Here is a 24,984-nt window from a genome sequence, read left to right as displayed (position 1 = left end):
AGCGACCGACGAGTCGCCTCACAGACTAGTCGGATCGTGTGAAGATTCATACCCCGTCGCGACGACGACGCCTCAATGAGCGACCCGAAGCCGTTCCGGTACGACTCGGTTCCGCCGGGGGAGAAGCGACACCTCCGATACGAGATAAGCGAGACGTACCTCGGCGACCCCGTCGAGGTGCCGGTGACGGTCATCAACGGCGAGCACGAGGGGCCGACGGCGTTCATGACCGCCGCTCTCCACGGCGACGAACTGAACGGCGTGAAGGTGCTGCAGGAGGTGGCCGCGCGCTACGACCCGGCGACTCTGCACGGCACCGTCGTCTGCATCCACGTCGCCAACGTGCCGGGCTACCTCGCCCAGCAGCGTTACATTCCCATCTACGACCTCGACCTGAACCGCTCGTTCCCGGGGCGGAACTCCGCGAACACGGCCGAGCGGATGGCGAATCAGATATACGAACGGTTCATCGGCCCGTGCGACGTCGGCATCGACTTCCACACGTCGACGCGCAACCGAACGACGATGTATCACGTTCGCGCGGACGTCGCGAAACCCGAGGTGTACCGCCTCGCGCGGTCGTTCGGGTCGAACCTCGTCCTCTCCGGGGAGGCGGACCCGGGGTCGCTCCGGACCGTGGCGACGCGCGACGGCATCCCGACCATCACCGTCGAGATGGGCCGGGCGCACCGCTTTCAGCTTCCGCTCGTCGAACGGGCCTTGGAGGGCGTAGAGAGCGTCCTCGCGGAGTACGGACTACTCCCGGGGCGACCGGTCGTATGGCCGGGGTGGACCCGAGTCGTCGAGAACGCCTCGGACAAGGCGTGGCTCCGCGCCGACGCGGGGGGACTCGTGGAGATGCAGTACGGCGAGGTGCCCCTCGTCTACGAGGGCGATACCATCTGCACCGTCTCGGACCACTTCAAGAAACGCGAACACAGCGTCGTCGCCCCTTTCACGGGGCTCATCATCGGCGTCCTCCAGAACCCCGTGGCCGCGCCGGGACACCCGCTGTGCCACCTCGTGAGCGTCGACAAGAAGACGCTCACCGAGATAGAGCGGGAGATAGCGGCCGGGGAGTTTTCCGAGCGGCCGTGGTCCTGACGGAGCGCTTTATCGCTCCGAACCGAGCGCGGTCGTTCGGAGAGAGCGGCCTTGGTCCTGAAGGAGCGTTTTATCGCTCCGAACCGAGCGGTTGTGATCCTGAGGCTCGCTCCCGCCCGTCTTACACCAGCGCGGTCCGCAGGAACGCCAGCGTCTCCGACCACGCCGACGCCGAGGCGCGCGCGTTCGCGGCCGGCGTCCCGCCGTAGACGTTGTAGCGGTCCCGCGAGATGCCCGGCGTCGGGAGGTACGGTAGTCGGAGGTAGTGTCCCGCACCCGGGTGCCCGTCGTGTCGGTACTCGTGTGCGTAATCCGCGGCGTCGAGACGACTCATCACGCGGTCGCAGAACGCCGTCGACGGCCACCGTCGGTCGTCCGCCGCGGAGACCAGATACACCGGCGCACCGGCGTCCTCGACGGCGATAGCGGCCGCGTCCAGTTCCGCCTCGGTCGCGTCGTTCAGCGCCGGTTCGTAGTACGGAAGCGCGGGCGCCGGCGGGGGTCCGGGGTCCACCTCGGCGAGTTCGAGATACGGGACCGGGTCGCCGTCGGCGGACCACGCCGAGGTACCCGCCGGCCCGCGGCCGTAACCGAGTCCCTCCCAGACGAGTCCGCTCGGCACCCACCCGACGACGGCGCCGACCGCATCGCTCCGACTCGCCGCGAGAAGCGCCAGCGATCCGCCGCGAGAGAACCCGAACAGGCCGACGGCCGGACCGGCCACCCGGTCGTATTCGAGGAGCCGCGATACCGCTCGCTCGACGTACTCCACCGGCACCTCCGCCAGCGTGTTCGGAATCGGGCCGGGGTCGCCGAAGTACCGGAGCGTCAGCGTCGCGATACCGCGCGAGGCCAGTAGCCGGCCCGTGGCGAGGTGCGCCCGGCCGCCGGCGCCGTGGAGGTGGACGACGCCCGGGACGGGGTCGTCGCCGGGCGGCGCGAAGAACCGGCCGACGAGTCCGTCGCCGATGGGCCGGGATTCGACGTCGGGGTCGGACAGCAGTCGAGTCGTCATCGCCTCTGCGACCGTCTCCCCGTCGCGTTCGACGGCGAGTGTCACGTCGTAGGCGCCCTGCGGCGGCGTGAACCGCGTACCCGGCGAGAGCGGACGGTCCGCGGGTGCGTCCGTCGGTCGCATCGACCAGAAGGGACCCATCGCGTCCGCGCGGTCGTACGTACCGTCGAGAGGCGCCCGCGCCGGGACGGCGACGACGCCGTCGGCGTTCGGTTCGAACGCCGCGTGGGAGGCCCATTCCTCCCCATCGCGGGCGCGGGCGGAGGCGCGGAGCGTCACCGGCGCGCCGGGATCGAGGTTCTCGACGACGATGCGGACCGGTCCGTCGGTCAGCGCGGACGACGGGAGGGTGACGGCGGGGTCGGGTCCGTCCGCGGCGCATCCTGCCAGCGAGGCGAGGCCGAGGCTGCCGACCGCGCGGAGGTACGCGCGCCTGTCAGGGACGGGACCGACGTCCATCCCGTCGAGTTGGCAGCCGTTTCACAAAAACGTGACTTCGGAGTCGTGCGGTCACTCCTCGCTCCCGTCGCCCGTCACCCGCCGGTGCGTGTGGTGGTAGAAGCGGACGTGCGCCCGGCCGTCGAGGATCACGGGGTCGAAACACACCCGCCGGTAGGCGACGTTGTCGAGGAGGTTCACCATCAGTCCGGCGTCGTGTTCGGAGACGGAGTCGTAGGCGACGCCGCAGACGGGACACGTCGGCGGCGCGTCGTCCGGAACGCGCATCGACGGAGGGAGGGGCCGGACGCGCAAAAACGGTGCAGTGTTCAGTCGGCGGCGGGGCCGTCCGTCCCGCCGCGGACATCACGGGCGACGCGTTCGACCGTCTCGTACTCCGACTCGTCGTAGGCGACGAACCGCACGTCGCCGAGCGACGACGGGTCGTAGGCGTCGATGGTCTCGCAGATGATGCGCGCGCCGTCTTCGAGGTCGAACCCGGCGACCCCGCATCCGAGGGCGGGGATGACGAGCGACTCGCAGCCGAGTTCGTCCGCGCGTTCCAGCGCGTTCCGCGTCGCCTCGCGGATGCTGTCGTCCGTCGCCTGCCCGTCGCCGTAGTGCGGCATCGCGGCGGCGTGGATGACCCAGTTGGCGTCGAGTTCGAAGGCGTCCGTGACGGCCACCGCGCCGAGGTCGACGGACCCCTGGGCCGTCGCCGCGTCGTTGAGGCCCCGGCCGGCCCGCCGTTTGAGTGCGCCCGCGACCCCCGAACCCATCTCTAGGCTCGTGCCGGCGGCGTTCACGAGAGCGTCGGCGGACCGCCGTGCGATATCACCTTGGACGACGCGAAACTCCATACCGGCGGTTTGCGAGCGACACTCAAGTCCGCTGTGGCCGACCGGGCTACTCGGCGCTCGCGTCGGCGCCGTCCTCGGGGGCGTCGTTCCCGCCGTCGCCGGAGCGTTCGGACGCCGGATCGTGACGCTCGTACCACGAGAGAATCTCGTCGAGGCGGTGCACCGCCCGGTCCGGGTCGCCGATGTTGTGGTGCTCGTCGGGGTAGAGGACGAACCGCGCCTCGACGCCGCGTCGCTTGGCGCTGACGTACAACTGCTCGGACTGCGAGGGCGGGCAGCGCCAGTCCTCGCCGCCGGCGACGACGAGGAGAGGCGTCCGCAGGTCGCCGACGTCGGTGATGGCCGAGGACGCCTCGTACGCCTCCGCGTTCTCCCACGGGACGCCGTACTCGTTCTCCGCCCAGACGTGGCTGTCGTCGGTTCCGTAGGCCGACCGGAGGTCGTAGATACCGTGTTCGGGCGCCGCGGCGGTGAGGAGGTCGGGGTACTGGGTCACGAGGTAGCCCTGCGCGATGCCGCCGTAGGAGAAGCCGTGGCCGAAGAGACGCTCTCCGTCGGCCCACCCGCGCGAGACGAGTTCCCGCGCGCCGGCGGCGATGTCCGCGACTTCGACGGTTCCCCACTCGCCGCGGAGCGATTCGGCGAACTCGCGGCCGAACGAGGACCCGCCGCGGTAGTTCGGTCGGAAGACGAGGTAGCCGCGGGTGGTGAACGCCGCGTGCTCGAAGCGGAACTCGGGTTCGTCGTAGGAGACGGGGCCGCCGTGGATGGCGACGACGAGGGGAAGCGGGTCCGCGTCGTCGCCGTCAGCGCCGTCGCGCCCGTCGAAGTCGAACGACGGCGGCGCGTAGACGAGACCCGAAACCTCCGCGCCGTCGCTGTCGTAGGTGACGCGGCGGACCCGCGGCATCTCGTACTCCTCCCGAATCTCGGCGTTCAGGTCGGTCAGACGCGTCGGATTCGCGTCGTCCGCGTCCGCGGCGTCGCCCGTGCCTGCGTCTATCGAGTCGAGGCCGAACGCGTACAGGTCGGCCCCCTCGCTCGGGTGCGAGAGATGGACGACGGCGGTGCCGCCGGCGATTTCGAGCGCCCGGCACGACCGGTCCCCGCCCTGCGCGGCGAACGTCCGTTCGGGCGCGTCCGCGTCGGCAGTCAGTCGAACGGGGCGCGTGTTCCCCTCGTCGCCGACGAGGGCGTAGAGCGTGTCGTCGTCCGTCCAGACGGGTTTCGCGCCGCGGGCGAGCGTTCGGTCCAGCGACGCCGAGACGCTCTCGGGGGCGACGCCCTCGTCGTCGGCGTCGACGACGCACACCTGCCTCGGAACGCACCAGTTCTCGGGGTCGCCGCCGGCGAACGCGAGTCGGTCGCCGCCGGGACTCCACCGGGGGAGCGTCGTCGTGAGGGCGCCGTCGGTGTGGCGCCGCTTCCCGGAGCCGTCCGGCCGAATCGAGTACACGTCGCGGACGAACGTGTCGTCCCCATCGTCCCCCTCGTAGGCGGTGTAGGCGATGCGGTCCGACGGCCCCCACGCGGGCGTCATGCCCGTCAGCCCGTGGAACGCGCCGCCGCCGCGCGCGTCGTCGAGTCGGTCCGTCTCGCCCGTCTCGGCGTCGACGACGAACAGGTACGTCGTCACCGCGTCGAGGTAGCCGACGCCGTCGAGTTTGTGCTGGAACCGCTCGGTCTCGACGGGACCGCCGTCGCGCCGCGAGTCGAGGTACTCGCGTTGCTCGTCGGTCGGGTCGCGCGCGGCGACGACCATCCGGTCGCTGTCGGGCGACCAGTCGAACTCCGCGGCGCCCTCCTCGAAGTCGGTCACCTGCCGGGCGTCGCCGCCGAGGGACAGGTCGAACGCCCACACCTGGGTCTTCGGTTCCTCGTCGTCGTTCGCGCCGTCGGCCTCGTCGGCGTCGCTCCCGTCTTCCTCCCCGCCCCGGTCGCGCCCGACCCGCCGCGCCGCGTCCTCCTCGCGGGCGGCGAGGAAAGCGAGTCGGTCGCCGTCGGGACTCCACTTCGGGGCCGACGCCGACGGGACGCGCGTGAGTCGGTGCGGGTCGCGAGACCCGTCGGTCGGCACGACGAACAGCGAGGAGAGTCGCTCGTCCGCTTCGGGGTCGGACTCGGCGGCGACGAACGCCGCCCGGTCGCCCGACGGCGAGAGCGCCGCGTCCGAGAGGACGGTCAGATCGTAGAACGCCTCGGTGGGGAGGGGGTCCATAGGCATCCGGCGTCGTCCCGCCGCAAATACGTTGGGCAAGCGGTAGCCGAGAGCCGAGCGGTCGGGCGACGGCGCGTCCGAGTCAGCGCGTCCGACCGCGCCACATCCGAACGTCTCGAACGCGCCGGCGCGGAGTCGGCGCTCGACGGGGTCTGATAGCGGCGGAAAGGCGCAAGTGCGCGCGGTCCGTACCGCCCCGTATGGTTCGCGCCGTCCCCGACGTCGGCGGCCTCGGCGGAGCTCGCAGAGTTCTGGCGGCCCACCGGGCGAAGTTCGGTGACGCCGACGGACTGCTTCGGATGGGCCTGCGAGACGTGCTGTTCGCCCACTGGCCCGTCGACCCCGAGGAAGTGAGCGGCCGCCTCCCCTCGGCGCTCGACGCGGTCACGTTCGACGGGCGCGCGTGGATCAGCGTCGTCGCCCTCCGACTGTCCGACGCGCGCCCGCGCGGCGCGCCCTTCGGTCTCACCTTCCCGCAGGTCAACGTCCGGACGTACGTCGAACGCGCGGGCGGTGGAGACGGTGAGGATGGCGGCGACGGCGGCGGAGACGAGGGCGAGACGCGAGCGGTGTACTTCTTCGCGCTCGACGCCGACGACCGGGTCGGCGTCCCCCTCGCTCGCGGCCTCTACTCGCTTCCCTACTATCGGGCCGACGTGCGACTGCGCCGAGAGGGCGACGGGGCGTTCGCGTTCGCCAGTCGCCGCACGCACCGCGACGCGCCCGCGGCGCAGTTCGACGCCACGTACCGACCGGTCGGCGAGGCGTTCGAGGCGAAATCCGGCACGCGCGCTTCGTTCCTGACCGAGAACTACCGCTTCTACGCCGAGGGACGCACCCTCATCTACGGCGACATCGACCACGACCCGTGGCCGTTGTACGAGGCGGAGGCCGACGTCCGGACGAACACGCTGGTGCCCGCCTGCGGCCTCGACGCGCCGTCGACGGACCCGGTGTTCCACTACTCGCCGGGCGTCGCCGCGACCGCGGGGCGCGTCCACCTCGTCCGCGGCTGAAGCGGTCGAACGACGTACAACGGAGCCAATCCGGGACTGTCAGTCGCGCCTCACCTCTGCGCGTCCCGTTCGCAGTAGCTAACGACCGATGGAGGGCCTGAGACTCCCGCGGGCGCCGGTCCCGCGCGTCCCCATGTGCCGAGTTCTCACGCCCCGAATCGAACCACCGGCGTTCAAGCGACGGGCGACGAACGCGACGACATGGTACTCGACACCGCGATGGTCACGCTGCACGTCCTCACCGGCGCGCTCTGGGTGGGGAGCGTCGTCTTCGTCGCCGGGGCGGTGCTCCCCGCCGCCCTCGACGGGTCGCTGGACGCCGCACCGCTGGAGACGCTGGCCGACAGGCTCGTTTACGGCTCTCGCGCCGCGTCGGTGGTGATGTTCCTCACCGGCGGTCACCTCGCCGGCACGCGTTACACGGTCGAACTGCTCGCGGGGTCCGGCCGCGGCCACCTCGTCCTCGCCATGCTCGTCCTCTGGGTGGCGCTCGCCGCCCTCGTGGAGGTCGGACGGAGCCGACTAATCGCTGGCCTCCGGGAGAAACGCGTTCGCACGCCCGTCAGAGAGAGCATCGCCGTCTTCCGCGCGGCGGCCGTCGTGGGGGTGCTCCTCCTCGTCGACGGCGGCCTGCTGACCGCGGGGTTCGCCCCCTACTGATTTCCCCGAACCTCTCGCGACTCCGCGGGGACGCTCTCGCCGGCGCCCGGTCCCTCGCCGAGACGGCGCCGTCGTCTCGCCACCGATATGTATCACGGGCGCGGAACGTCCCCTAGCATGAGTCCGACAGCCTCCGCCGCGGCGTCGCCTCCGCTCACCGCCCCCCGCCGCACCCGTCGCCCCCGACGATGAACCGGCTCGACCCGCGCGTGCAACTGCTCTGGGTCGCCAGCGCGGCCGTCAGCGCACTGGTCGTCGGTGGGGTGCTGTTCGCCGTCGTCACGTTCCTCTCGCCGCCGTTTCTCCCCTCGTGGACGCCGTACGCGGCCGCGGCCGTCGTGTTCCTCCTCGGCGCCCTCGTGGCCGTCGCCCGCTACCGCTCGTGGGGGTACGAGGTGCGCGAGGACTCCCTGTACCTCGAGCGCGGCGTGTTCACGCGCGTGCGGACCGTCGTCCCGTTCGTCCGCATCCAGCACGTCGACTCCTCGCGCGGGCCGATAGAGCGCGTCATCGGACTGGCCAGCACTGTCGTCTACACCGCCGGGTCGCGCGGTGCGGACGTGGCGGTGCCGGGCCTCACCGCCGACAACGCCGACGAACTGCGCGAGCGACTGAAGCGCCTCGCCATCCGCTCGGAGGGCGACGACGCGGTCTGATGGCAGCCCGACGCCTCTCCCCGCTGTCGGTCCCCTATCGGGTGTTCCAGCGCGGCGGGAGCATCGTCGCCGCCCTCGCGTTCACCCTCGCCACGGGCGGGTTCAGCCTCCCGTTCATCGGCCTTGCCGGCCCCCTCGTCCTCGTCGGACTGGCCAGCCTCGTGGCCATCGTCTTCGTCGCCTACGAGTACGCCTACTTCCGGCGGTTCGCCTACGAACTCGCCGCCGACACTCTCGACATCGAGTCGGGCGTGTTCGCCCGGCGGAACCGCGAGATTCCGCTCCGCCGCATTCAGAACGTCGACATCTCGCGCAACGTGGTCCAGCGCGCGGTGGGCATCGCCGCCGTCTCCTTCGAGACCGCCGGCGGCGGCGAGACGGAGGCCAGCCTCCGATTCGTCTCCTTCGAGGAGGCCAAGCGACTCCAGCGCGAACTGGGCCGACTCAAGCGCGGGGAGTCGCTGGACGCCGACGGCGAACTGAGCGAACCCGACTCGCGGGTGCTCTTCGAGCTCGACGGGCGCGAACTCGCCATCCTCGGGGCGCTCTCGTTCGACTTCCGCGTGCCGGGCGTTCTGTTCGTGTTCTTCTCGGGGTCGCTCACGTTCGTCACCTCCTACCTCCCGGAGGGGTTGGGCCCCCTCCTCGTCGTCGTCGGCGTGTTCGTCCTCCTCGTCCTCGGGATGCTGGCGTCGTGGGTGGCCGGTGCCGTCCTCGCCGTCGTGAACTACTACGACTTCCGCCTCGTGCGCTCGGCCGACGAACTCCAGTACCAGCGTGGGTTGCTCCAGCGGTACGACGGCTCCATCCCGTTCGACAAGGTGCAGACGCTGACGATAGCCGACAACCCGCTGAAGCGCTGGACGGGCTACGCGACGCTGTTGGTCGAGACGGCGGGGTACGCGCCCGGACAGGGCGACTCCTCCTCGCGCGGATCCGAGGCGGCCGTCCCCGTCGCCCGGAGGGAGCGAATCGAGCGGCTCGTCGAGGATATCGAACCCGTCGGGACGCCCGACTTCCGCCGGCCGCCGAAGCGGACGCGGCGGCGCTACTTCGGTCGCTACTGCATCGTCATCGGCGCGGCGGCGGCCGCGCTGTACGGCGCGAACGCCGTCTTCGGCCCCGTTCTCCCGTGGTACGCGCCGCTCGCCCTCCTCCCCGTCGCCGCCGTCGGGGCGCACTACAAGTGGAAACACCGGGGCTACTGGCTCGGCGAGAACCACATCGTCACCCGGAACGGCGTGCTGAAGCGCGAGACGAAGGTGGTACCGTACTACCGCATCCAGACGGTCATCGACACGAGAACGGTGTTCCAGCGCCGCCTCGGCCTCGCGTCCGTCGTCGTCGACACGGCGGGGTCGCTCTCCATCGGCGGGCAGGACGCCGCGGCCGTCGACATCGACGCCGGAGACGCCGACGGACTCCGCGAGGAACTGGAGTCGCGCCTCCGCGTCGCCGTCGCGGCGCACCGCCGGGGCCGCGTCGGGATGGGCGTCGAGGAGGAGGGGGACGCGCCGGAATCGGTCGACGGACGCGATTCGGAGGACGAGTCGGCGGAGAGCGAGAGCGGAAACGAGGAACCGGACCCGTTCGTTTGGGGGGAGACGTACGGGGACGATTCGGACGCTCGGGCGGGCGACGATGCGGACGACGGTGGCGGTGGCGTCGACGACGACTCGGTATAACGCTCGGAGCGAGTCGGACCCGCACGAACCGTCCGGACCACACGGTGCGCGCGTAGCGTCGCTCAGTTCTCAGCAGTGGGTTTATCACTGATTCTGATAGATAATCCGTATGACAGACTATCGGTTCGTCGGCTTACTCCTCCTGGCGGGCCTGTTCGCGCTCGTTGGATTCGGAGCGTTCGGGTACGCGGTTCTCGTCGCCGGACAGCTCCTTCTCGGGGCCGCCGGATTCGCCGCGTGCGCCGTGGTCGCTTCCGTACTGGTATCGAAAAGCCGCTGAGAACGGCGTCTCGACGGCCGACTCCGTGCCGGGAGAAAGAACTGTCGCGTTCCAGCCGATTGATAGCCCCGACGCCCCTCGTCGGAGGTATGGAAGCACTCGACAGACTCCTCGACGGCAACGACGAACACGTGGCGAGCGTCTCGGACGACCACTTCGAAGGCGTGCGCGACGGACAGGACCCGCCCGTCGTCTCGGTGTCGTGTTCGGACTCGCGCGTCCCCGCCGAGAGCGTCTGGGACGCCCGCGCGGACGGCGACCTGTTCACGAGCGTCAACGTCGGCAACCAGGCGTGGGCCGAGGTGGACGGCGAACTCGTCGTCAACGACGCCGTCGGCTACGCGGTGTCGGCGCTGGACGTGGACCTCATCGCGGTGCTCGGTCACACCGGATGCGGGGCCGTCACCGCCGCCTACGAGGCCGTGACCGGCGACGGAGACGGCGGCGGAAAGTCGCTCCCGCCCTCGGTCGAAGCGGCCGTCGGGAGGTTGAAGCCCATCGTGAAGTCGGCCCGCGAGGACGGCGTCTTCGACGCGGACACGCCCGACGGCGAGGCTGTCAACCGACTCGTGGAGGGTGCGGTGCAGACGCAGGTGGAGTTTCTCGTCCGGAACGACGCGGTGCCGGACGACGTGGCCGTCGCCGGCCTCGTCTACGACTTCCAGAAGGCGTACGGCGACGACGACGGCGCGGCGTACCTCGTCTCGCTGGACGGCGAGACCGATTCGGAGGCGCTTCGAGAGCGCGTTTCGGAGGCGCACCGCGACAGAGTGGGTTCGCTCCGCTGACCGGTCCTCGTTCTCTCGTTACGACTCGCGCGCGTCCTCGATGACCCGCGTGAACTCGCGGGCCGTCTCGGTGATGGCGTCGAAGTCGCCCGCCGAGATGGCGTCGCCGTCCATGATGGCGCTGCCCGCGCCGACGACGACGGCGCCGGCCCGGATGTAGTCGGCGACGTTGTCGATGTCGATGCCGCCCGTCGGCATCAGCGGAATCTGCGGTAGCGGTCCCTTGAGACTGGAGAGGTGGTCCGGTCCCATCACCGACGCCGGGAACACTTTCACCATGTCCGCGCCCGCTTCGTAGGCGTTCACCGCCTCCGTCGGCGTGAGGATGCCCGGCGCGACGAGGGTGCCGTACCTGTTACAGGTCTCGACGACGTCCCGGTCGAAGTTCGGGCCGACGACGAACTCCGCGCCGTTCATGATGGCGGCGCGGGCCGTCTCGCCGTCGAGCACCGTCCCCGCGCCGACGATGGCCTCCTCCTCCGTGAAGGAGGCCGACACCTCGGCGATGAGGTCCATCGCGTCGGGGTGGTCCGCCGTTATCTCGTAGGCCGTGACGCCGCCGTCGTTGAGCGCCTGCGCCACGTCGATGATAGTGTCCGCGTCGGCGCCGCGCATCACCGCGACGACGCCGCTCTCGGCCAGTCGGTTCATGTCCTCGGATGAGTCGAGCGCGACCATTTCGTCTCCGACTCCGCCGCGGCGCCTAATAAACACCCGAGACGGCGTCGACGGCGGTGTCGTCCCCGCTCCCCGGCTTGTCCGTGCCGTGACACCATGCGGCACGGTCAAATACGCTCGACGCTTACCTCGGGTTAGCGACCCCTCGGGCCGCGCACCATGCACGCAGACGAAGACTTCGAGCAGTTGTACCGCGACGTGATTCCGTCCGTCGTCTCCCTGTACGTCGGGCGCCGCGCCCCCGGCGTCGGCGCCGGGTCGGGGTTCGTCTACGACGACCGCCACGTCGTGACGAACGAACACGTCGTCGGGAACGTCGAGGAGGTAGAACTCCGCTTCGCCGACGGGTCGTGGGCCGTCGGCGAAGTCGTCGGCACGGACGCTTACACGGACTTAGCCGTCGTCGCCGTCGATGGACTTCCCGAATCGGCGACACCGCTGCCCGTCGCTCCCGAGAACCCCCTGCCGGGTCGCCCCGTCGCCGCCCTCGGCAACCCCCTCGGACTCGACGGCTCCATCACCGCCGGCATCGTCTCCGGCGCGAACCGGTCGATGCCCACCTCCGGCGGGTTCTCCATCCCGGACGTGGTGCAGACCGACGCGCCCATCAACCCGGGGAACTCCGGCGGCCCCCTCGTGGCGGTGTACGTCGACGGGGACGAGGCGGACGACGACGGGGCGCCCTCCCAGCGATACGAGGTGGTCGGCGTCAACCGCGCGAAGCAGGGCGACAACATCGGCTTCGCCGTCTCGCCGACCATCGTGAACCGCATCGTCCCCAGTCTCGTCTCCGCCGGGCGCTACCCGCACTCGTACCTCCGGGCGCGGATGCTCGACGTGACCCCCGCCGTCGCCGAGGCGAACGGTCTGGACGACCCGCGCGGCGTCCTCGTCGTGGAGGTGACGGAGGGACCGCGCGACGGCGACGCCCTCCGCGGGTGCCGCGACAGGCGCACCGTCCGCGGGCAACGCGTCCCCATCGGCGGCGACGTGGTCGTGGGCATCGGCGACGGAGAGGTCCGCTCGCACGAGGAACTGATGCGCTATCTCATCACGGAGACGCGCCCCGACGAACCCGTCGACATCGAGGTGATACGCGAGGGGTCGCCCGAGACGCTCACCGTCGTCCTCGACGAACGCCCGCCCGTCGAGAGCAAGCAACGTCGCGGTCGGCGCCGCAAACGCCGCCGCGGCGAACGCGACGGAGGCGACGGACGCGGCGGCGTCGACATCCCGGTTCGATAGTCGGCCCTCGGTCGTCGACGATTACCTCGCTCCACTCCGCCGGTCGAACGACCCCCTCTCGCCCACCGGGATGCATCCCGCTCCCCGAGGGGACGTTACCACCCGACGACGGACAGATATTGCCTCGAACGCTGTTCTGTTATCGGTCGACTGGATTTACATTGTTAATTATCCTCGGTGGAGTTAAGCCGCCGGCGGCGGAACCGGCCACCGTATGACGGACGCTGACGTACGACGGGTGACCGTTCTCGGCGCGGGCAACATGGGTCACGGCATCGCGGAAGTCGTCGCCATCGCCGGGTACGACGTGGTGATGCGCGACGTGGAGTCGGACCTCGTCTCGGAGGGGTACGAGAGCATCGAGTGGAGTCTAGAGAAACTGGCCGAGAAGGACAGACTGGACGAATCCGTTGAGGAGGTCCTCTCGCGCATCGACACCGCGGTCGAACTGGAGTCGGCCGTCGCGGACGCCGATTTGGTCATCGAGGCGGCGCCCGAGCGGATGGACCTCAAGAAGGAGATATTCGGCGAACTGGACGAACACGCCCCGGACGACGCCATCCTGGCGTCGAACACGTCCAGCCTCTCCATCACGGAGATAGCCTCGGCCACCTCGCGCCCCGAGTCCGTCGTTGGGATGCACTTTTTCAACCCGCCGGTGAAGATGGCGCTGGTCGAGGTCATCTACGGCACGGAGACGAGCGACGAGACGGCCGAGGCGGCCTACGAGTTCGTCGAGTCGCTCGGCAAGACGCCCATCTACGTCCGAAAGGACGTCTCCGGGTTCGTCGTCAACACCGTGCTCGGGCCCTACATCGCCGAACCCGCGTGGATGGTTTCCGGGGGCGAGGCGACGGTTCGGGAGGCCGACGCCGCGATGGTCCACCGGCGCGGCTACCCGATGGGGCCGTTCGAACTCTCCGATCTCACCGGCATCGACGTGGGCTATCACGTCCGCGAGGAGGCGGGGCGACCGATTCCGCCGGTGATGGCCGAAAAAGTCGAGAGCGACGAACTCGGCCGGAAGACCGGAGCGGGCTACTACGACTACGAGTCGGGCGAGGGAGCGAACTACGGGGCGAGCGACGACTCCGGCGAGTTCGACACCCTGCGCGTCGAGGCGCGGATGGCCAACGAGGCGGCGCGACTCGTCGGCGACGGCGTGGCGACGCCCGAAGCGGTCGACACCGGCGTCCGCCTCGGACTCGGCTTCCCCGAGGGCATCTGCCGCCGCGCGGACGACATCGGACTCGACGCGATTCTGGAGAAACTGGAAACCCTCCACGGGGAGACGGACGAGGAGCGGTTCCCCCCCGACGACCACCTCGTCGAACTCGTCGAGTCGGGGAGAACGGGGCGCGAAGCGGGCGAGGGGTTCTACGAGTACGACTCCGACGGCGACGGCCCCGGCGACTACCGGCTTCTGAACTACGACCTCTCCGAGGAGGGACTGCTCGAAGTCGAGTTGGACCGCCCGGAGCGCATGAACGCCCTCTCGACGGACCTCCTCGGAGAGATAGACGACCTACTCTCGTCGGTGGACGCCGAGGCGGTTCGGTGCGTCACGTTCGAGGGCGCGGGCGACCGGGCGTTCTCCGCCGGCGCCGACATCGGGGGCTTCGCCGACCGTTCGCCGACCGACGCGATGGACGTGACGCCCGCCTTCGAGACGGTCGAGGAGTTCCCGCGGCCGACGCTCGCGAAAATCGAGGGTTACTGCCTCGGCGGCGGTCTCGAACTCGCCCTCGCCTGCGACCTCAGAGTCGCCACCGAGGACTCCGAGTTCGGCTCTCCCGAGATAAATCTCGGGCTCATCCCCGGCGGCGGCGGCACGCAGAAACTGCTTCGGATGCTCGGCGAGACGCGAGCGAAGGAGCTCGTGTTCCGTGGGAACCGCATCGGCGCCGAACGCGCCGAGGAGTGGGGGCTGATAAACCGCGCCGTCCCGGCCGAGGAGTTCGATGAGGTGGTCAGGGAGTTCGTCGACGACCTGTTGCACGGCCCGCCCCTCGCGCTCGAAGTCGCGAAGAAGGTGATGAACGAGGGCGCCGACGCGAGCCTCGACGCGGCCCTCGCGATGGAGAGTCAGGGCTTCGGCCTCCTCTTCAGCACCGACGACCTGCGCGAGGGGACCGCCGCGTTCCGCGAGAAGCGCGACCCGGAGTTCACCGGTGAGTGAGTCCGTCGCGTTCGAGGACCTGAGCGTCGGCCGCCGGACCCGAACGCCGTCGCGGACGGTCACCGAGGCGGACGTGGTGAACTTCGCGGGCGTCAGCGGCGACTTCGCCGAGATGCACACCAGCGAGACGGCCGCCGCCGAGACGGCCGTCGGCGAACGCGTCGCCCACGGCGCCCTCGTGTTCTCGATGCTGACCGGACTCGTCGGGCGGGCCGAGGGGGACCGGGCCGACGTCGTCGCCCTCTACGGTACGGACCGACTCCGCTTCACCGCGCCGGTCCGCGTCGGCGACACCGTCCGCGCCGAGTTGGAACTGATCGGAAGGGAGCCGAGAGACCACCCGACGGGCAACGGCGTCGTCCGGCACGAGACGGACGTGCTGAACCAGCGAGACGAGGTAGTGCTGTCCTGCGAACTGCTGACGCTGGTCCGCTGACGAGGGGGAGTACCCGCCGCCGCTAGTCCGTCCGCGGGATGGCGTACGCGCCGGCCGCGAAGAACAGCGCCGAGAGGACGGCGAGAACCGCGAGGTTCGTCCACGGGTGTCCCGTCCCCGTCGTCACCGCGCGGACACCGCGGGCGAAGTAGGTCAAAGGCGAGAGGTTCAGCGCCGGGCGGAACCACCCGGGCAGGAGGTCGGGCGTCACGAACGTCTCCGAGAGGAAGAGGAGGGGGAGGGCGATGGCGTTAGACGCCGCGATGACGCCGTCCTGCGAGTCGGCCACGCGGCCGATGACGGCCCCGAGTCCGCAGAACAGCGCGACGCCGAGGGCGACGAACAGCACGATGCTCAGCGTCGCCGGTCGGAGGGGAAGCGACGCGCCCGTCACGACGACGGTGAGAGCGAGGAGCACCAGCGCCGCCAGTCCGATGACGACGACGTTCACGAGCGTCTGGCCGAGCAGCCATTCGGAACGAGAGAGCGGCGTCGTCGCAAGTTTCTCGAAGCGGTTGCCCTCTCTGTGGCGGGCGATGGTCGACCCGACGCGCGAGAGCGGGGTGAACAGGACGACGACGGCGAGGTAGCCCGGCACGTAGTAGGCGGGGTCCTCGGCGAACAGGCCGCCGCCCGTCGGTTGCGTCTGTACCAACGCCCCGAAGATGAGCACGATGATGACCGGGAAGAAGAACGTGAAGAACACCGCCGTGCGCCGCCGCAGGAACGAGTGCCACGAGGCGGTAAACTCTGCGCGGATGCGACCGAGCGAACTCACCGGCGGTCACCCCCGTCGGCTGCCACCGCGTCCGCGACGCTCGATTTCCCCTCGAACGACTCGCCCGTGAGCGTCAGGTAGACGTCTTCGAGGTCGGGTTGGGTCCACGTCAGCGTGCCGTAGGCGACGCCCGCGTCGTCGAGTTCGCGGACGGCGTCGCCGATGTCGCGCGGCGTCAGGCCCTCGAAGACGAGACGGTCGCCGCGGGTGCCGACGCGGAAGCCGCTGTCGAACGACCCCGCCACCGTCTCCGGCGGCGCCTCCGTCTCGACTTCGAGTCGGCTGTCGCCGCCGTGCGCGGCGACGAGTTCGCCGGGCGAGCCCACGGCGACGAGTTCCCCCGCGTTCAGCAGGCCGACGCGGTCCGCGAGGCGTTCGACCTCCGGCATCGAGTGGCTGGTCAGAAACACCGTCGTCCCCCCCGCGGCCAGGTCATCGAGGAGGGCCCACAGGTCCCGCCGGCCCGCCGGGTCGATACCGGTCGTCGGTTCGTCGAGAAAGAGCACGTCGGGGTCGTTCACCAACGCGGCGGCGACGCACGCGCGCCGTTGCTGGCCGCCCGAGAGGTCCTCGTACCACGTCGTCGCGTCGTCGCCCGTCAGCCCCACGTCCGCGAGCACGGACTCGGGGTCGCGCGCCTCGTCGTACAGGCCCGCGTAGTAGGAGACGAGTTCGCGCGCGGTGAGCCGCGACGCCGGCGAGAACGACTGCGGCAGCAGTCCGATGCGGGAGCGTTCGACCGCCGTCGGCGACGCGCCGAGGACGGACACCGCGCCGTCGACGGGAGTGGTTCCGGTGAGAGCGCGAACGAGCGTCGTCTTGCCCGCGCCGTTCGGTCCGATGAGTCCGAACACCTCGCCCGCCGCGACCGAGAGCGAGACGTCGGAGAGGGCCTCCTTGTCGCCGTAGGATTTCCGAAGGTTCTCGGCGACGAGTACCTCGTCCATGCGACGGATTCGGCGCGGTTCGCTGGTAAGGATTCGGATTCGGGGACGGGTTTCGAACCGGCTTCCACTCCTATCTCCCGTTCGACACGACGACACGCTTATTTTCGGCGCCCCCCGAGGTCCGACGATGCCACCCGTCTCTCGCCGCCGCGCCCTCGCGACCGGTCTCTCTGCTCTCCTCGCCGGCGTCGCCGGGTGCAACTCGGCCCCGGCGAACGGAACCGACGCCGAGGGGTCGCCCCCGGCACCGACCGATTCGACCCGCGACGGGAGCGAAACGAGAACGGGAACGGGCGGTGACAGCGGTCCCGACCTGAACGACGCGCGTGTCGCCGCCGAACGCGTCGCCGGCGGGTTCGTCTCGCCCGTCGACTTCTTCGCGCCGGCGGGCACCGACCGCCGGTTCGTCGTCGACCAACCCGGCGTCGTCTACGAGGTGACAGCGAACGGCCGTCGCGACGCGCCGTACCTCGACGTTCGGGACCGCGTGGTCGACATCGGCGGCTACGACGAGCGAGGACTGCTCGGCGTCGCCCCGCACCCCGAGTTCGCGGACAACGGTCGCCTGTACGTCCGGTACAGCGCGCCCCGGCGACGGGGGACGCCGCGGAACTACAGCCACACGTTCGTCCTCAGCGAGTTCACCGTCGACCCGGACGCGCGGAGCGTCGACGGAAGCCGAGAGCGGACGCTCCTGGAACTGCCCGAACCGCAGTCGAACCACAACGCCGGGTCGGTCGGGTTCGGCCCGGACGGCCGCCTCTACGTCGGCACCGGCGACGGCGGGGGCGGCGGCGACAGGGGAACCGGCCACGTCTCCGACTGGTACGACGCCGTCGACGGCGGCAACGGACAGGACCTGACCGAAAATCTCCTCGGCAGCGTCCTCCGCCTCGACGTGGACGCCCGAGACGGGGACAAACCGTACGGGATTCCCGAGGACAACCCGCTCGTCGGGCGCGAGGGCCTGGACGAACAGTACGCGTGGGGCTTCCGCAACCCGTGGCGGTTCTCCTTCGACGCCCGCGGGCCCGACGACCGGGACCTCTACGTCGCCGACGTGGGGCAAAACCGGTACGAGGAGGTGAGCGTCGTGAAACGAGGCGGCAACTACGGCTGGAACGTGCGCGAGGGGACGCACTGCTACAGTTCGGGCGAGTGCCCGACGACGACGCCCGACGGCGACCCCCTCGTCGACCCAGTGGTCGAGTACCCGCACTCGGGCGACGGCGTGACCGGCATCTCGGTCATCGGCGGCTACGTCGTCCGCGGCGGGCCCCTCGCCGAACTCGCGGGCGCGTACCTGTTCGCCGACTGGCGGTCCAACGGTCGCCTGTTCGCGGCGGACCCCGCGTCGGAGACGACGCCGTGGCCGATAGCGGAGGTACCCGTGGTCGGCGACGCTCGGCCGGGGCCGTTCGTCACCGCCTTCGGTCGGGCGGGCGAGGACCTGTTCGTGCTCTCGACCGGCGCGCGCGGTCTGAACGACCGGACCGGCGCGCTGCACCGACTGGTCGCCCCCTGACGGGCGGGCGCCGCCCCGAAGTCGTCTCAGACAGCCTCAGACCTCGGCGTCGACGGAGACCCGGCGGCCGGATTCGGCGGACTCGTACGCCGCCTCCGTCAGCGCGGTCACCTTCACGGCGTCGGACGGCGGAATCGCCAGTTCGGCGCCGTCCCGCACCGCCTCGACGAAGTTCTCTAACTTCCGCGCGGTGAGTTCCTCGAAGGTCGGTTCGTACGGCGTCGCCTCGTACTCGGTCCCACCCTCGACGAGGCGGAGGGTCTCGCCGTCGAACGAGAGGGAGCCATCGGTACCCCAGACGTGGAGCGCCTCGCTCGGGTCGGGTCCGCTCGGCCCGTCGCCGGAGACGCCGACGCTCGCGGTGAGTCGGTCGCCGTTGCGGTCCAGCGTGACCGCCAGCGCGGCGTTCACGTCCACGTCGGCGTCGCGGTCGTCGACCGTCGCTGCCACGTCGACGGGCGTGCTCCGCGTCGTCCACAGGAGGGCGTCCAGCAGGTGCGACCCGGAGTCGTACAGTTGGCCGCCGCCGGAGAGGGCGGGGTTCCCGCGCCAGCGGTCGCGGTTCCACCGCACCCAGTCCTGTTCGAGGTGACACGTCGCCATGTGCGGGGTGCCGATGCGTCCCTCGTCGAGCAGACGGCGAATCTCCCGGAAGCGGTCGTCGAAGTGGCGCTGGTACCCCACGGCGAGGACGAGGTCCGACTCGCGCGCGCGTTCGACGAGCGCTCGGGCGTCGCCGAGGTCCGTCACCATCGGCTTCTCGAGGTGGACGTGGACGCCGCGGTCCAGGCAGGCCTCCGCGTGGTCGTAATGGAGCGTGTGCGGCGTCGAGACGATGGCCGCGTCGGCGTCCACGTCGTCCAGCATCGCCTCGTGGGAGTCGTACGTGTGGCGGCCGAGTTCGTACTGGAAGGCGTCGCGCGCGTCCGGCGAGGGGTCCGCGCCGGCGACGAGGGAGACGCCGTCCATCGAACCGATGCTCCGACACTCCAGGCGGCCGAGGTCACCGAGGCCGATGGCGACGACCGTGAGTTTCGACATGGAGCGAACGATACGGGTGGCGAGCAAAAGTTCTCCGCCTGAGAGTTATAGGCGAATTGGTATTGCTGAACGAAAGGGAGCGGATTCACCGGTAGTGTCACACTTTTGCACCGCCCTCGCGTCCCCCCTGCATGAGTCTGGACTACCGGCGACTCGGGAGCACGGGCACGAGCGTGTCCGAACTCTGCTTCGGGACGTGGCGCTTCGGCCGCGAGACGAACGGCGTGTTGGAGACGTCGAAGGAGGACGCCCACGACCTCTTGGACGCGTTCGCCGACCGAGGGGGCAACTTCATCGACACCGCGAACGTCTACGGCAACCCGAACGGCCGGTCGGAGTCGTGGATCGGCGATTGGCTCGAAGGACGCGACAGGGAGGAGTACGTCCTCGCCTCGAAGGTGTACTTCCCGTTCGACGAGGACGACCCCAACGGCTCGGGCCTCTCGCGCACGCACATCCGAAATCAGATAGAGGGGACGCTGGACCGACTCGGCACGGACTACCTCGACCTCTACTACATCCACCGCTGGGACGAGGAGACGGACGTCGAGGAGACGTTGTCGACGCTGAACGGCCTCGTCGAGAAGGGGAAGGTGAGCTACCTCGGCGCTTCGACGATGGCGTCCTGGCAACTCACGAAGGCGCTGTGGAAGTCCGAACTCCACGACTGGGAGCGCTTCGAGGTGACCCAACCGCTGTTCCACGCGGGCTACTACGAGGACGTCGAGGAGTACCTCGACGTCTGCGGGGACCAGGAACTCGCCGTGTGCCCGTACTCGCCGCTGGCGGGCGGCTTCCTCACGGGCAAGTACGAGCGCACCGACCCCGAAGACCCGAAACAGGTCGTCGCGCCCGACGGCTCCCGCGCGTCGTTCGACGAGCGGTTCGACCAGTTCTACCTCTCCGAACGCGGGTGGAAGGTGCTCGACGCGGTACGCGAGGTGGCCGACGAAGCGGACGCCTCGCCCGCACAGGTGGCGCTCCGCTGGCTGATGGATTACCCCGACGCGACGGTGGTGCCCATCGTCGGCGCGCGCACCGAGGAGCAACTGGACGAGAATATCGGCGCGGCGGACGTGGACCTCTCCGAGGAGCAGTGGGAGCGGATCATGGACGCGCGCTACGACGAGGACGGTCGGCTCTGGCACTGAGTCGGGCGTCAGCGCCCGACTGGCCGACTTCTCTCAGGCGTAGCCGATGTCCCTGAGGTAGTCACAGAGGACGTGCGCGTAGAGGACGACGGCGACGAAGGCGGCGAGGCTCCAGAAGCCGAGGAGAACGAGGACGAGAGAGAGTGCGCCGCCGACGAGGTGGTGGCTGAGCAGTCGACGCTGGACGAGACCCTCCTCGTCCAAGTCGGCGAACACCTTCTCCTGTTCGACGAGTCCGACGCGCGGGTTCGTCACCGCGCGTTCGAGATTCCGCCAGTCGCCGACCATCGCGCGGGCGATGAGAAAGTGGTCCAGGTCGACGAAGACGCTCAGGAGGACGCCGACGGCGACGAGTCCCCCGAACGCGACGCCGTTCGAAGTGGGAAACAGGAGCATCGCCGCGGCCGCCGAGACGACGGCGCCGACGACGGCGTGTTCGACTGACTTCACCGCTCAGAGCGCCGTCCGGACGCGGCGGACGACCTCGTCCACGTCGTACTCGTCCTCGCTTTTGTCCCACACGAGTTCGCCGTCGACGGCGACGGTGAGGACGCCGTGGTCGCCCGTCACCAGGGCGACGCGGTCGACGCGTTCGCCGAACTGTTCGAGGACGGCGTGCTGCATCTCCTCGGCTCGCTCCAGGAACCCGCACGGCACGCAGTACTCTATTTCTACCTCGCTCATAGGGGAGTGTCCGCCCGCCGGGGAGTTAAACCTGAACGTGGACCCGCCCGTCCGCTCAGTCTTCGCGGCCGAAGCCGAACGGCCGCCAGTACAGCAGCGCGACGGTGACGAGGAAGACGAGCGTCGAGAGGTCGTAGGAGAGGTCGAACGTCGCGGCGACCAAGGCCGACCCGCCCCCGAACGCGCCGGAGAGGACCGAGGCGAGAATGGGCCACGAACAGGAGACACAGGAGAGCAGGCCGAGGACGCCCGAGACGGCCGACCCGGAAGCGTCGATGACCGTGGCGTACACGAGGTAGCCGAGCGCGAGGTAGCCGACGACGCGGGCGGGCATCAGCACCACCGTGAACCACGGCGTCGTGACGACGGGCGCCGGCCCCCACCCGGGCGCGAGCGTGGAGAGGCGGGCGCCCCACGAGAGGTCGCCCATCGTCGAGACGACGACGCCGCCGACGACGGCGAGAACGGCGACGTAGCCGGCGGCGACGAGCGCGGCCCGCCGACGGGTCGTCGCGTCCGTCGGCGCGGGCGTCGTCTTCCAGACGGCGAGGACGCCGACGGCTATCCAGAGCAGCCCGTAGAACGCGTAGCGGGGCTGCGTGACCGTGATTTCGGCGAGGAGGACGTACGCCAGCGCGAGGATTCCGAGCGTGTTCGCCAGCAGGCCGGCGTACAGCACGTCGCGGTCGGCGATGGCTCGGCCGAGCGATTCGGTTACCGTCACGGTCAGAGGGCCAGCGTGTCGACGACGACGGCGAGGAGCAGCGTGCCGAGGTAGGCGTTCGACGCGTGGAACGACCTGAGCGCCGCCGACTGGGTCTGTTCGTAGTGCAGGCGGACGACGAAGTAGAGGAAGACGCCGCCGAAGACGATGCTTGTCAGCGCGTAGAGGAGACCGAGGCCCTCCATCGCCGCCAGCGCGCCGGCGGCGACGAGCGTCGCACCGAGGTACCACAGCGTGTGCTTTCTGGTCGCCGTCTCGCCGCGGACGACGGGCATCATCGGGAAGCCGCCGCGGGCGTAGTCGTCCTTGTAGGCCAGGGCGAGGTTGTAGAAGTGCGCGGGGGTCCACAGGAAGATGACCGCCGCGAGCGCGAGGCCGCCGAGGCCGACGGAGCCGGTGACGGCCACCCAGCCGATGAGCGCCGGGAGCGCGCCCGCCGCGCCGCCGATGACGGTGTTCTGCACCGTGTTCGGTTTCAGGATGAGCGTGTAGACGACGCTGTAAAAGAGGATGGCGCCGACGCCGAGGACGGCCGCGAGGGCGTTCACCCACGCGAACAGCGCCACCGAGGCGGCCGCCAGGAGGAGGCCGAACGCGACGGCGTGCCGGACGGGGACGAGGTCCACGGCGAGCGGTCGGTCGCTGGTCCGCTCCATCCGGCGGTCGATGTCGCGTTCGAGGACGTGGTTGAACGTGCCCGAGGCGCCGATGGAGAGGACGCCGCCGCCGAGGGTGGCGAGGACGATTTCGGGCGTGAGGCCCACGTTCGTCGTCGTCGCCAGCGCCATGCCCGCCGAGGCGACGAGACAGAGCAGCCACATCAGCCGCGGCTTCATCAGCCGGAAGTACGCGTAGGCGGTCGCCTTCGCGCGTTCGACGGGGTCGGTCGGCACGGTCGGGTCGTGGGTTCGCTCCGGCGGGAGGTCCGGTTCGGGCGCGCTCTCGGGGCGGTCGGTCGGGTCGCCGGTGTCGGCCTCCAGCGTCCACGCGAGGGCGGCGACGAGGCCGCCGAAGATGCCCATCCCCACCGTGAGGTGGGCGGTCGATAGCGTCGTCGACGGCCCCGCGACGGCGACGAACGCGCCGAGGGCGGCCTGTACGGGATAGAGGAGGCCGGCGACGACCATCGCGCCGAGGACGCGTCGGCTCACGTCGGCGCGGACGCCGACGACCAGCGTGACGACGCCGAGGACGCCGACGAGGACGGCCGCGAGTCGGTGGCCGACCGCGAGCCACCCGTCGGCGGTGGTCGGCGCGGTGAAGCCGTCACCGCAGACGGGCCACGCGGTGCAGGCCGCCGCGGCGTCGGTGAGCGCCGTCGTCGCGCCGACGAGGAGCAGGAGATAGACCCCCATGGCGGTCGCCGCCAGGAGGCCGTGAAAACGGTCGTGCGTTCGGTTCGATTCCACGAGTAGTCACCTACGGTCCGTTCGGAGGCGGCGTATTTAGGACCCGCGCTTTCGCGGTTCCGGACGACCGCGCGACGAAAAGACAGCAACTATTTAGGCGCTTGTTCCCAACCGTGCGATAAGATGCGAAAGACGCGTTTAGCGCTCGTTTCCGCGTTCTCAGTGCTCGTTCTGGCGGCGTTCGCGGACCCCGCCGCGGCGCAGGCGTCGGCGAGCGCCGAACTCATCAACGAGCTGAACAGCAAGCTTCTGTACATCGCCATTCCCATCACCGTCCTCGTCGAGGTCATCCTCCTCTACGCGGTGGTGAAGTTCCGGAAGAACGACAACCCGCTCCCGACGAAGGAGAACCGGCGGCTCGAAATCACCTGGACCATCGCCACGGCCATCATCCTCCTGTTCGTCGGCGTCGCCTCCTACGGCGTGCTGGCGAACGAGAACGTCACCTATCCCGGGTCCGACGCGGCCGACATGCAGGAGGAACCGGTCGTCGTCCACGCCGAGGCGTACCAGTGGGGCTGGGAGATGTCCTACCCCGAGGAGGGTAACTTCAGCACGGGCACGCAGATAGTGGTGCCGAAGGACAGACCGGTGGTGGTTCACGTCACCTCCAGGGACGTGATACACGGCTTCCACGTCCCCGAGTTGGCGATGAAGATCGACGCCTTCCCGGGGCAGATAAATACGGTGAAGACGGTGCCCTACGAGGAAGGGGAGTACCAGGGCTACTGTTCGGAGTTCTGCGGCGTCTCCCACTCGCAGATGTACTTCACGGTCGAAGTCGTCTCCCAACAGGAGTACCAAAACTGGGTCGCAGAACAGCAGAACAGCAGTAGCGGCGGCGGCAACAGCGGTAGCGTCGAGGCACCCGCGTCGGCGTCCGCCCCCGCACTGGCGCAGTAAGCGATTAACGCTCGTCGGTCCTTCTCCGCGGTTCGTTCTCTTCGTCTCCCCTCGAGCGCCCGGTCCGTCGGCCGCGTCGCTCTCGGCGTTCTCTCTCCGACAGGCGACGAGAGCTCAGTTCTCGGAGGCGGCGTCCCCGCGTTCTTCGAGGACGCGGTCGATGATGCGGCCGGTCGAGAGCAGTTCGTCCTCGTAGCCGGGTTCGCGCGCGGAGGCGCGCGTCACCTCGCAGTCGATGCCGCGGCCGGCGAGGGCCTCGCGGATGCCGTCGGCGTCGTGGTGTTGGTCGTGGCCGAGGACGATGACGTCCGGGCGGATGCGCTCGATGGGGACGAAGATGTCCTCGCGGTGACCGAGATGCGCTTCGGTGACCATCGAGAGGGCGTCGACCATGTCGCGGCGCTGGCGGTCCGGCAGGACGGGTTTTCGCTTGTGAGTGACGTTCTCCCGGCGGGCGACGATAACGTGCAGTTCGTCGCCGAGGGCGGCGGCGTCGCGCAGGTAATGGACGTGACCGGGGTGGAGGATGTCGAACGTCCCCTGCGCGATGACGCGTCGCGTCAC

26 protein-coding genes are annotated in these 24,984 nt (G+C 70.0%); 13 read left to right on the top strand and 13 right to left on the bottom strand.

What is annotated here, in order from left to right; genetic code table 11:
• Positions 1-75 precede the first annotated feature (75 nt).
• On the top strand, positions 76-1,104 hold the full coding sequence (locus tag C474_RS18950; protein ID WP_008389713.1) for a succinylglutamate desuccinylase/aspartoacylase family protein: 1,029 nt from the start codon (positions 76-78) through the stop codon (positions 1,102-1,104).
• Between the two features lie 121 nt (positions 1,105-1,225).
• On the opposite strand, the gene C474_RS18945 is transcribed toward C474_RS18950, so the two are convergent.
• The 4 genes from C474_RS18945 to C474_RS18930 are packed head-to-tail and all read right to left on the bottom strand — an operon-like array spanning position 1,226 to position 5,635.
• Entirely contained in the window at positions 1,226-2,578 is a 1,353-nt protein-coding gene (locus tag C474_RS18945) for an acyl-CoA thioesterase/bile acid-CoA:amino acid N-acyltransferase family protein (RefSeq protein WP_008389710.1), read from the bottom strand.
• 51 nt (positions 2,579-2,629) lie between these two features.
• Complete coding sequence (locus C474_RS18940) at positions 2,630-2,845, bottom strand: hypothetical protein (protein WP_008389708.1); 216 nt, start codon at positions 2,843-2,845, stop codon at positions 2,630-2,632.
• Between the two features lie 41 nt (positions 2,846-2,886).
• Positions 2,887-3,417, bottom strand: a complete 531-nt coding sequence (locus C474_RS18935; protein ID WP_008389707.1) for a macro domain-containing protein — start codon at positions 3,415-3,417, stop codon at positions 2,887-2,889.
• Positions 3,418-3,463: 46 nt separating this feature from the next.
• On the bottom strand, positions 3,464-5,635 hold the full coding sequence (locus C474_RS18930) for a S9 family peptidase (RefSeq protein WP_008389705.1): 2,172 nt from the start codon (positions 5,633-5,635) through the stop codon (positions 3,464-3,466).
• A 200-nt stretch (positions 5,636-5,835) separates the two neighbouring features.
• On the opposite strand from C474_RS18930, the gene C474_RS18925 reads away from it, so the two are divergent.
• The 6 genes from C474_RS18925 (at position 5,836) to C474_RS18905 (ending at position 10,720) form a co-directional block, all read left to right on the top strand.
• The gene (locus tag C474_RS18925) at positions 5,836-6,651 is read left to right on the top strand and encodes a YqjF family protein (protein WP_008389703.1); all 816 of its coding nucleotides are present in this window, start codon (positions 5,836-5,838) and stop codon (positions 6,649-6,651) included.
• Between the two features lie 201 nt (positions 6,652-6,852).
• Positions 6,853-7,311: a CopD family protein gene (locus C474_RS18920; RefSeq protein WP_049917190.1), complete on the top strand. Its 459-nt coding sequence runs from the start codon at positions 6,853-6,855 to the stop codon at positions 7,309-7,311.
• A gap of 188 nt (positions 7,312-7,499) precedes the next feature.
• Entirely contained in the window at positions 7,500-7,967 is a 468-nt protein-coding gene (locus C474_RS18915) for a PH domain-containing protein (RefSeq protein WP_008389699.1), read from the top strand.
• Positions 7,967-9,652: a PH domain-containing protein gene (locus tag C474_RS18910; RefSeq protein ID WP_008389697.1), complete on the top strand. Its 1,686-nt coding sequence runs from the start codon at positions 7,967-7,969 to the stop codon at positions 9,650-9,652. Before C474_RS18915 ends, C474_RS18910 begins: the two co-directional genes overlap by 1 nt.
• Before the next feature lie 109 nt (positions 9,653-9,761).
• The gene (locus C474_RS22430) at positions 9,762-9,932 is read left to right on the top strand and encodes a hypothetical protein (protein ID WP_160166849.1); all 171 of its coding nucleotides are present in this window, start codon (positions 9,762-9,764) and stop codon (positions 9,930-9,932) included.
• A gap of 89 nt (positions 9,933-10,021) precedes the next feature.
• Complete coding sequence (locus tag C474_RS18905) at positions 10,022-10,720, top strand: carbonic anhydrase (RefSeq protein ID WP_008389693.1); 699 nt, start codon at positions 10,022-10,024, stop codon at positions 10,718-10,720.
• Positions 10,721-10,738: 18 nt separating this feature from the next.
• On the opposite strand, the gene C474_RS18900 is transcribed toward C474_RS18905, so the two are convergent.
• Positions 10,739-11,398 carry a bifunctional 4-hydroxy-2-oxoglutarate aldolase/2-dehydro-3-deoxy-phosphogluconate aldolase gene (locus tag C474_RS18900; protein ID WP_008389690.1) on the bottom strand — a complete coding sequence of 220 codons (660 nt, stop codon included), beginning with the start codon at positions 11,396-11,398 and terminating at the stop codon, positions 10,739-10,741.
• 159 nt (positions 11,399-11,557) lie between these two features.
• Between C474_RS18900 and C474_RS18895 the strand changes: the two genes are divergently transcribed.
• The 3 genes from C474_RS18895 to C474_RS18885 all read left to right on the top strand — a co-directional run bounded on the left by C474_RS18895 (position 11,558) and on the right by C474_RS18885 (position 15,258).
• A complete protein-coding gene (locus tag C474_RS18895; RefSeq protein WP_008389688.1) occupies positions 11,558-12,643 on the top strand; it encodes a S1C family serine protease in 1,086 nt (361 codons plus the stop codon).
• A gap of 214 nt (positions 12,644-12,857) precedes the next feature.
• Positions 12,858-14,822 carry a 3-hydroxyacyl-CoA dehydrogenase/enoyl-CoA hydratase family protein gene (locus tag C474_RS18890; protein ID WP_049917187.1) on the top strand — a complete coding sequence of 655 codons (1,965 nt, stop codon included), beginning with the start codon at positions 12,858-12,860 and terminating at the stop codon, positions 14,820-14,822.
• Entirely contained in the window at positions 14,815-15,258 is a 444-nt protein-coding gene (locus tag C474_RS18885; protein ID WP_008389685.1) for a MaoC/PaaZ C-terminal domain-containing protein, read from the top strand. The genes C474_RS18890 and C474_RS18885 overlap by 8 nt, the downstream gene beginning before the upstream one ends.
• A gap of 22 nt (positions 15,259-15,280) precedes the next feature.
• Here C474_RS18885 and C474_RS18880 read toward each other — a convergent pair whose 3' ends face one another.
• Together C474_RS18880 and C474_RS18875 are read right to left on the bottom strand one after the other, a co-directional pair.
• Positions 15,281-16,036, bottom strand: coding sequence for an ABC transporter permease (locus C474_RS18880; protein WP_008389682.1), 756 nt, complete (start codon positions 16,034-16,036; stop codon positions 15,281-15,283).
• Positions 16,033-16,983 carry an ABC transporter ATP-binding protein gene (locus tag C474_RS18875; RefSeq protein WP_008389680.1) on the bottom strand — a complete coding sequence of 317 codons (951 nt, stop codon included), beginning with the start codon at positions 16,981-16,983 and terminating at the stop codon, positions 16,033-16,035. Before C474_RS18875 ends, C474_RS18880 begins: the two co-directional genes overlap by 4 nt.
• Positions 16,984-17,110: 127 nt before the next feature.
• On the opposite strand from C474_RS18875, the gene C474_RS18870 reads away from it, so the two are divergent.
• A complete protein-coding gene (locus tag C474_RS18870; RefSeq protein WP_008389678.1) occupies positions 17,111-18,508 on the top strand; it encodes a PQQ-dependent sugar dehydrogenase in 1,398 nt (465 codons plus the stop codon).
• A 36-nt stretch (positions 18,509-18,544) separates the two neighbouring features.
• On the opposite strand, the gene C474_RS18865 is transcribed toward C474_RS18870, so the two are convergent.
• Positions 18,545-19,549, bottom strand: a complete 1,005-nt coding sequence (locus C474_RS18865; protein ID WP_008389677.1) for a Gfo/Idh/MocA family protein — start codon at positions 19,547-19,549, stop codon at positions 18,545-18,547.
• A 131-nt stretch (positions 19,550-19,680) separates the two neighbouring features.
• On the opposite strand from C474_RS18865, the gene C474_RS18860 reads away from it, so the two are divergent.
• Positions 19,681-20,700, top strand: coding sequence for an aldo/keto reductase (locus tag C474_RS18860; RefSeq protein WP_008389675.1), 1,020 nt, complete (start codon positions 19,681-19,683; stop codon positions 20,698-20,700).
• A 33-nt stretch (positions 20,701-20,733) separates the two neighbouring features.
• Here C474_RS18860 and C474_RS18855 read toward each other — a convergent pair whose 3' ends face one another.
• Genes C474_RS18855 through C474_RS18840 form a run of 4 tightly spaced genes read right to left on the bottom strand, consistent with a single transcriptional unit; the run spans position 20,734 to position 23,463 of the window.
• Complete coding sequence (locus C474_RS18855; protein WP_008389673.1) at positions 20,734-21,150, bottom strand: metal-dependent hydrolase; 417 nt, start codon at positions 21,148-21,150, stop codon at positions 20,734-20,736.
• Between the two features lie 3 nt (positions 21,151-21,153).
• Complete coding sequence (locus tag C474_RS18850; RefSeq protein WP_008389671.1) at positions 21,154-21,384, bottom strand: SelT/SelW/SelH family protein; 231 nt, start codon at positions 21,382-21,384, stop codon at positions 21,154-21,156.
• A 55-nt stretch (positions 21,385-21,439) separates the two neighbouring features.
• Positions 21,440-22,108, bottom strand: a complete 669-nt coding sequence (locus tag C474_RS18845) for a DUF7546 family protein (RefSeq protein WP_008389669.1) — start codon at positions 22,106-22,108, stop codon at positions 21,440-21,442.
• 2 nt (positions 22,109-22,110) lie between these two features.
• Complete coding sequence (locus C474_RS18840; RefSeq protein ID WP_085944963.1) at positions 22,111-23,463, bottom strand: heme o synthase; 1,353 nt, start codon at positions 23,461-23,463, stop codon at positions 22,111-22,113.
• A gap of 177 nt (positions 23,464-23,640) precedes the next feature.
• Between C474_RS18840 and coxB the strand changes: the two genes are divergently transcribed.
• Positions 23,641-24,420: a cytochrome c oxidase subunit II gene (gene coxB, locus C474_RS18835; RefSeq protein WP_049917186.1), complete on the top strand. Its 780-nt coding sequence runs from the start codon at positions 23,641-23,643 to the stop codon at positions 24,418-24,420.
• A 114-nt stretch (positions 24,421-24,534) separates the two neighbouring features.
• On the opposite strand, the gene C474_RS18830 is transcribed toward coxB, so the two are convergent.
• Entirely contained in the window at positions 24,535-24,984 is a 450-nt protein-coding gene (locus tag C474_RS18830) for an adenylyltransferase/cytidyltransferase family protein (protein ID WP_008389664.1), read from the bottom strand.

This window comes from Halogeometricum pallidum JCM 14848 (genome assembly GCF_000337095.1).
Lineage (GTDB): Archaea > Halobacteriota > Halobacteria > Halobacteriales > Haloferacaceae > Halogeometricum > Halogeometricum pallidum.
Note: the sequence above shows the minus strand (reverse complement) of the source record. Positions and strands in the feature narration are given on the sequence as shown.